7 protein-coding genes and 1 pseudogene are annotated in these 6,954 nt (G+C 36.1%); 1 reads left to right on the forward strand and 7 read right to left on the reverse strand.

Annotated features, from left to right (window positions below; all coding sequences use genetic code 11):
* Positions 1-344 precede the first annotated feature (344 nt).
* Positions 345-1,541 (forward strand): annotated as a pseudogene (locus FFM66_RS11210) (ISL3 family transposase); the annotation flags it as partial.
* A 107-nt stretch (positions 1,542-1,648) separates the two neighbouring features.
* On the opposite strand, the gene FFM66_RS11215 reads toward FFM66_RS11210, so the two are convergent.
* From FFM66_RS11215 to FFM66_RS11245, 7 genes are read right to left on the reverse strand one after another with little or no spacing between them, the layout of a single operon-like run.
* A complete protein-coding gene (locus FFM66_RS11215; RefSeq protein ID WP_137605958.1) occupies positions 1,649-2,398 on the reverse strand; it encodes a creatininase family protein in 750 nt (249 codons plus the stop codon).
* Positions 2,395-3,018, reverse strand: a complete 624-nt coding sequence (locus FFM66_RS11220; protein ID WP_171000840.1) for a bifunctional 4-hydroxy-2-oxoglutarate aldolase/2-dehydro-3-deoxy-phosphogluconate aldolase — start codon at positions 3,016-3,018, stop codon at positions 2,395-2,397. The genes FFM66_RS11215 and FFM66_RS11220 overlap by 4 nt, the downstream gene beginning before the upstream one ends.
* A 10-nt stretch (positions 3,019-3,028) precedes the next feature.
* Positions 3,029-3,946 carry a phosphotriesterase family protein gene (locus tag FFM66_RS11225; RefSeq protein ID WP_137605960.1) on the reverse strand — a complete coding sequence of 306 codons (918 nt, stop codon included), beginning with the start codon at positions 3,944-3,946 and terminating at the stop codon, positions 3,029-3,031.
* A gap of 20 nt (positions 3,947-3,966) precedes the next feature.
* Positions 3,967-5,235 (reverse strand): PTS ascorbate transporter subunit IIC, encoded by a 1,269-nt coding sequence (gene ulaA / locus FFM66_RS11230; RefSeq protein WP_137605961.1) that lies wholly within the window; start codon positions 5,233-5,235, stop codon positions 3,967-3,969.
* A gap of 12 nt (positions 5,236-5,247) precedes the next feature.
* The gene (locus FFM66_RS11235; RefSeq protein WP_212741320.1) at positions 5,248-5,529 is read right to left on the reverse strand and encodes a PTS sugar transporter subunit IIB; all 282 of its coding nucleotides are present in this window, start codon (positions 5,527-5,529) and stop codon (positions 5,248-5,250) included.
* Entirely contained in the window at positions 5,526-5,969 is a 444-nt protein-coding gene (locus FFM66_RS11240; RefSeq protein ID WP_137605962.1) for a PTS sugar transporter subunit IIA, read from the reverse strand. The genes FFM66_RS11235 and FFM66_RS11240 overlap by 4 nt, the downstream gene beginning before the upstream one ends.
* A gap of 20 nt (positions 5,970-5,989) precedes the next feature.
* Positions 5,990-6,742 (reverse strand): GntR family transcriptional regulator, encoded by a 753-nt coding sequence (locus FFM66_RS11245; RefSeq protein WP_137605963.1) that lies wholly within the window; start codon positions 6,740-6,742, stop codon positions 5,990-5,992.
* Positions 6,743-6,954: the final 212 nt, after the last annotated feature.

Genomic DNA, 6,954 nt, shown 5'->3' on the forward strand with positions numbered 1-6,954 from the left:
ACTATAAAACACCAATAGAAGTATTCTTGAGTCACATAAGCAAAGAGGACTTGTCTAACTTAATTTAACAATTAATAATAATTTAAAAAAGTAATCAGCTTCAAATTCCAACAAGATATTTTTTTTTTAAGAGGGAGTAGATGAAAAGGATTTTGAGTTTCGTATTTTCTGAAAAACAATATCTATAAAAATATTTACGATAGCTAAGATTGAAATAGAAATTGAAGAAAGAGGAGATATAAATGAATAGAATCATAGTTACAAGAAAACAATATTGCCATTCCATTAAATAGTGAAAGAACCTCAAGATTCAAATATAAACCATCATTGGTACAGGTAATCTGGTTCATGGCCGGATGGCCAATGTGTTTACCGGCTTACTAACTGGAGAAGCTCCTCGTTGTGAGTATTGTGGGTTTGATTCTGTCATCCGCCATTCTTACCAAGACAGTTGGATTCAGTTGCTTCCCTATCAAGAGGTACCAACCTATCTACACCTGTATAAACAACGTTTTCGCTGCACCCGATGCCGTCATACTTTTTCTGCCAAAACCTATTATGTAGCGGAGAATTGTTACATCTCGCAGGCCTTAAAATTTGCGATTGCCGTGGATTTGAAGAAAAAGATCTCAATGAAAGATATTGCACAGCGATACTTCGTTTCCACAAAAACCGTTGAACGTGTCTTAGACAGCTTCTTTGAGGAGCCTCGTAAAAAGCCTAATTACCTTCCCAAACATCTTCTAATTGATGAATTTAAAGGAACCAGCGATTGTGAAGGTGCCATGTGCTTTATTATCAGCGATGCGGATACTGGCAAAATATTCGATATCTTAGACGACCGACGCAACTTTAAACTACGGGCATACTTCCAACGATTTACCTTAAAAGCCAGAAAACGTGTCACACATATTGTTATGGATATGAATGCCTCTTACGATGCAGTGACTAAGGAAGTCTTTCCAAACGCACGAATCTCAATCGACCGTTTCCACGTCATCCAACAAATTACGCGTGCCTTTAATAAACAACGGATTCAGACAATGAATCAGTTGAAGAAAAGCGATCCACAAGCTCAAAAAGACTACAGAAAGTTGAAAAAGTATTGGCGAACGATCCTGAAGAAAAATGCGAAGTTAAACTACACCTCCTTCAAGCAATTTCCCCTTTTCCATCGGAAATACCTAACAGAATCTGAGGTGCTTGATTACCTATTGTCCATAGATGACCAATTGCGACAAAGCTATGAGGTCTATCAAGAATTGTTAGCTGCTTTTGATGCAAAAGATTTCACTGAATTCTTCGACTTGATTGAATCATTGCCACATTCAATGAACGAGGGGTTTAAAAAAGCGATTCGTTACCTGAGAAAGCACAAAGAAGCCATCACAAACTCTTTAAAATATCCCTATTCAAACGGAAAACTGGAGGGAAAGAACAACCTTATCAAAGTAATCAAAAGAATAGCTTTTGGATTCCGGACTTTCCGTCACCTTCGGATGCGTGTCCTCATCCAGCAAAATATCTGTGAGATCATTTAATAACGCAAAAAAGGAAATGCCGAAGCATTTCCTAAAGTGTGATTTAGTCAAAACAACACCATTTGACAAAGAGCCCGAATAAACTTACAAAAACATATAGAATATTTTTATTTTTTTAAAACAAAATCGTTATAAGCAGAAGACACTAAATTGCTCATTTTTTCAGAAAAAATAGCTGCCATTTTTTGTCCTTTTTCTTTTGTTGCAATTGTTGGGTCTCCGAAAACACCACTTGTACTCAAATCACCCAATGAGATTGTTGACATTCCGTACAAGTCTGGAGTATCAGGATACTCTTTAACTGCTTTTGACAAATCAACTAAGTGCTCTTGCGCATTTAACATTAAAGAAGTTTCAAACTCACATGCATGAATCATTCCATTCCATGTAGCAGACTCTCCGTAATTTTTAAACACTTCACTTAGATTCGGATAAAAAAGATAAATGACAGGAATATCTAATTCGTCTTCTAATTCTCGGACAGCATACTTCATTGATGAATTATTTGAATCATGTCCATTAATAAGCACAAGCATTTTACCACCATAACGAGATACGCTGTGGGCAACATCTTTGATGATTTCTTCTACATGATCTTGTTGAAGAGAAATAGTTCCTGGAATATCTCGCCAAACCCATGAATAACCGAAAGGTAATGATGGTGCTACAAGCGCGCCCGTAGCTTTTGAAACTTCTTTGGCAAAGTATTCTGCTAAATAAATATCTACTCCTAAAGGTAGGTGATGCCCATGTTGTTCAGTAGCTCCCATAGGTAGAATTACAACAGGAAATTTTTCTAAAGATTCTTTTACTTCATCTCTTGTCATATTAATCATCAAATGTTCTTCTGTAGTCATATGCTACCCTCCTTTTCGATTGCTTGTTTAAATTGTTTTGCATTCGCTCTAATTTTTTCTAAATCATTTTGGCCAGCCCCTCTAGGTACAAGCTCACTCCCAATACCAAAATGCTGGATTCCTAATTCTTGATAGAACGGAATATTCATTGGAGAAATTCCACCGACACCAATAATATTAATTTTAGGGAAAGGACCTCGGAGTGATTTTAAATAGTCCTCATTTACTCCATTGATAGGGAAGAATTTAAGATAATCAATCTCAAGTTCAACCGCTTCAGCGATTTCACCTGGTGAATAAACCCCTGGAAAGACCGTCAGTTGCTTTTCTAGCGCTTTTTTAACCAATTCCTTATTCCAACCAGGCGTGATTATATATTGCCCACCGGCATGGACTACTTGTTCCATTTGTTTCTCATTTATGACTGTTCCAGCTCCAAGAAATAGTTCTTCCTTATCAAAGCTTTTGGCCAATTTTTCGATACATTGTAATCCTTTTTCTTCATTACTCAATGACACTTCTACTGTAGAGATTCCCTCTTCAATTAGCACGCGAACAATTGGAATTACGTCTACTGCATCCACGTCACGAATAATCGCAATCAACTTGCTTAATTCCACGTTACCCCTCCTAGAATTTTGATAACCAGTCGGCTGGATTTGTATAAAAGATTCGTTGAATTGCAGCTTCAGAAATTTGTTGATCCAACATACGAGGGATAAATTTTTGTTTAATATATCTGAATCCAGGTCCACCACCATAGGCATGTAAGTAGCTTTGTCTTCCCATATCTCCGGAAATTAGTAATTTGTCTCCGTAACCATGTTCGAGAATATTTTTGATTAATTCAATGCGAATATTATCTGGATAATATTTCACTTTTCCAGGTCCATCAAATTGAATATAGGCACCTCTTTCAACGATTTTTAAATGATAATATGGATCAGCATTACGGTCACTATGACCAACGCCCACTACACTTAAATCTACTTTTTCTTCTTCTAAAATATCAAGCATTTCAAGCCCCATAGTACCAGCTTCTGTGTGTAGCCAAATGGGCGCACCAGTAATTAATTGTGCACGAGCAACTGCCCGAGTAATTTTTTCTTCTAATGGATGAATGACATTATACCAAGAGCCTGCTTTTAAAATACCCGCTTTAGCATCAGAACCATCCATTCCGACTTGAATATCGTGAACTAACCGATCTACAATTTGATCAATTGTTTCATCTTCGACCCATTGATCGAAATAAATATGTTTATTGAAACCAGTAACACCTAAAACATTTACGCCACTTTCTTCAGACATTTTCTTTAATTTATTGCCATCTCTTCCGTAATCAAGCGTTGAAGCATCTACTAATGTTTCACCGCCAATCTCTTTGAAAGTCTTTAGTTCGGCTAAAGAAGCATCGTAATTTGTAAGCTCAAAATCTCGGTCCTTTTGTTGAGGAGGTGGACAACACCATAAATGTTCATGCGAATAAGTAAAGCCTAGTTTTTCTCTGTCAATATCTCCTAAAACTGTTCTAATTTTTCCTGTCATGTTCAATTCATCTCCTAAATTTATAATGGAATTCCAAATAATGTACCAATTAGTCGGATAATAACTACGACAATAATTGCGTCAGTTGAAGCAAACCAAAGACCACTAATTCCATAACTGCTTAATCCTAAAATTGGGTATGCGACAGCAACAATCAACTGGAATGTAAATCCTAGAATTAATCCAGAAATAATTGCTCCTCTACGTCCACCCATTGCATTTCCAAAAACACCAGCAGCTCCGCCCATGAAGAATAAGCCAATTACAGACGGAAGAACGACTACTGGAAGCATTGTTGATACAAATGTAGCAACTAACCCGCCAATTAACGCGAATAAGAAACCAATTGTCGTTGCAGTAGGAGCAAATGAGTAAAAGATAGGAACATCAAGCGCCGGTTTCGCTCCTGGCACCAATTTTTCACTGATTCCTTTAAATGCAGGAACAAGTTCACCTAAAAACATTCGAACACCCTGAAGTAGGACTAAAATCCCAACAACAAAGGTTAGCGCTTGCATAATTGCAAATAATGGAATATTTTGGCCGGCTGCAATCTCATTCATGACTGATTGATCTACGAATAGGGAAGTACCGAAATAAATAATTACCATTACTATTCCCATTAGAATAGACATTTCTTTTAAAAAGTCTATTTGTTTAGGCACGTTCATGGTTTCAGTGGAATGCTCTTTATTTCCTAATTTCCCACCGATCCAACCACTCAGCCAAACTAGAGAACTCCCCCAAAAACCGAATCCTACAGTATCATTATTTGTCACTTTTCTAACAAAAGGTTGTGCCATAGCTGGGAAAACAATGCTCGAAATCCCTTGGGCTAATGATCCAAATAGAATTGCTTGCCAACCACGAATACCCATTTGATCAAAAACAATTGCCATGGTAGCTGCAAAAGAAAACATCATATGACCAGTTAAAAAAATGTATTTCCATTTGGTGATTCTGGCTAAAATGACATTAATAATAAACCCGAAGACTAAAATTAAAGAAGTTTCAGTTCCTAAAACGCTTTGCACAGCAGCAGCGATTGCATTGTCTTCTGCAATAACCCCGGATAAATTAAATGCATTTTCAAACATTTGACTAAATGGAACGAGGCTATTTACTATGATATTTGAGCCTTGTTGTAACATAATAAAACCAAAAATCGTTTTAAGGGTTCCTTTGATAATATCCGAACCAGATTTTTTAAGCGCTATCAATCCAATTGCAGCAATAATTCCTAATATAAAAGCTGGCGTTGATAAGATACCTGTGATAAAACTCAACATAATAAAACCTCCCTAAGCATAGAATTTTTGAATATGGGGCAATACTTTCTCTTCAATCTCTACTTTGTCCAATAGATTAATGATTGGAACAACTACTGTATTGTCACTCTCAAGTTCTTGAGCGATTTCACTTGATGCGATAATTAAGTCAGCATGTTTCCCCTTTGCGCTACTCAAATCAGTTGCTTCTCCACCAATAGTAAAGCCATGTTTTTTACCAATATCTTGGACCTCCATTAGTAGCATTAAACTAGTACCAAACCCCATTCCACAAACAGCAAGAACATTCATCATTGACCTTCTCCTTTCAAAATATTGTAAATTTCCATTTTATCGTTGGATTCTTTTAATCGACTTATTTTTTCTTCATCCATTAAGATAGCGCTTAAATCTCGGAGCATATAAATATGGAAATTTTTATCAATTCCACCTATTGGAATAATTAGTTGTACGTCATCATTTTGAGGATGGCCAAATGAGATAGGTTTTTTCACTCGTACAAAAGCTAAACATTGCTCATTGACACCAAATTCTGGACGTGCATGTGGAATAGCAATGTTAGGAGCTAAGACAATATAGGGACCTAATTCTTCAAATCCTCGTACCATTTCTTCGATATAGCTTTGTTCAATACTTTTGGTTTTAAGCAAAAGATTTCCAGCAAAACGAATAGCTTCTTCTGGTGTTTGAAGATCTACGTCTAACTGAATTTGCTCTAATTTTATTGGTAACATCTATGAGTCTCCTTTTCACATCATGAAATAATATGTTTTTTCTTTCGCCCATCTAATTCCACAAAGTACTCGTATCGGTCCCCACGAACCAACATATCTACGACTTCAACAGGTATCCTATTTTTAATAAAGGAAGTTCGTCGAACATGAAGAATTGCGGCTTCTTCCGGAATATTTAGTTTTGCGGCTTCATACGCAGTTGCAGATCTTGCAGTTATAACTTCTTCAGCATGTTCTAGAAAAACACCATAGATTTCTTCAAGGTCTTTATACAATGATCCAGAAGATAAACCATTTTTTTCTAAACCAGGCACGCATTTTGATTTTAAATAATTAGTCATAATAACAATTGGTTCCTCATTAACGGCCCTTACTCTTGAAACCATAATTACTTTTTCACCAGGAACTAACTTTAGCGATTCTCTAACCTTGCGTGAAGGTTCAACTTCTTGAATGGTTGTCTCTAAGGTAGTCGATTCCTTTTGCTTAACCCCCATCTCCTCTGACCAACTAAAGATTGTTCCAACATCTTGAGTCATTTTGTTTTGATTGACAAATGTTCCACGACCTTGTTGCTTTGTTACTACACCAATTTGTTGCAATTCATCAATGGCATTCCTGACAGTCATACGACTAACACCATATATTTGTTCTAATTCTTTTTCGGTAGGTAGGATTTCTCCAATGGTCATGTTGTTTTCTATATATTCAATAAGAATCTCTTTCAATTGGATATATAAAGGTATTGAAGACGTCTTATTTAATCCTTTCATTTAATACTCCTTTCATTTTGGTAGGCCTTTCATTGTTTTCCTATTTGAATTCTACAACATCATAACCTTTTGGTCAACATAATTTTAAAGGTTATTACGTTTATTTTTAAATAACTTATGTAAGTATAAATAATCTGGTTCTGTTGCAAAGTTTTAAATAAAGAATAAAATCCCTTACGGTATCTATGATTTAAGCTGGGATTCCCAATAAT

Origin of the sequence: Enterococcus songbeiensis (assembly GCF_005405265.1) — a bacterium.
Classification (GTDB): domain Bacteria; phylum Bacillota; class Bacilli; order Lactobacillales; family Enterococcaceae; genus Enterococcus_C; species Enterococcus_C songbeiensis.

Coding starts and splice junctions, on each gene's coding strand:
- FFM66_RS11225 (WP_137605960.1), bottom strand. CDS start 3,946: ATGACAGGAAAAATTAGAACAGTTTTAGGAGATATTGACAGAGAAAAA.
- FFM66_RS11215 (WP_137605958.1), bottom strand. CDS start 2,398: ATGACTACAGAAGAACATTTGATGATTAATATGACAAGAGATGAAGTA.
- FFM66_RS11240 (WP_137605962.1), bottom strand. CDS start 5,969: ATGTTACCAATAAAATTAGAGCAAATTCAGTTAGACGTAGATCTTCAA.
- ulaA (WP_137605961.1), bottom strand. CDS start 5,235: ATGTTGAGTTTTATCACAGGTATCTTATCAACGCCAGCTTTTATATTA.
- FFM66_RS11235 (WP_212741320.1), bottom strand. CDS start 5,529: ATGATGAATGTTCTTGCTGTTTGTGGAATGGGGTTTGGTACTAGTTTA.
- FFM66_RS11245 (WP_137605963.1), bottom strand. CDS start 6,742: ATGAAAGGATTAAATAAGACGTCTTCAATACCTTTATATATCCAATTG.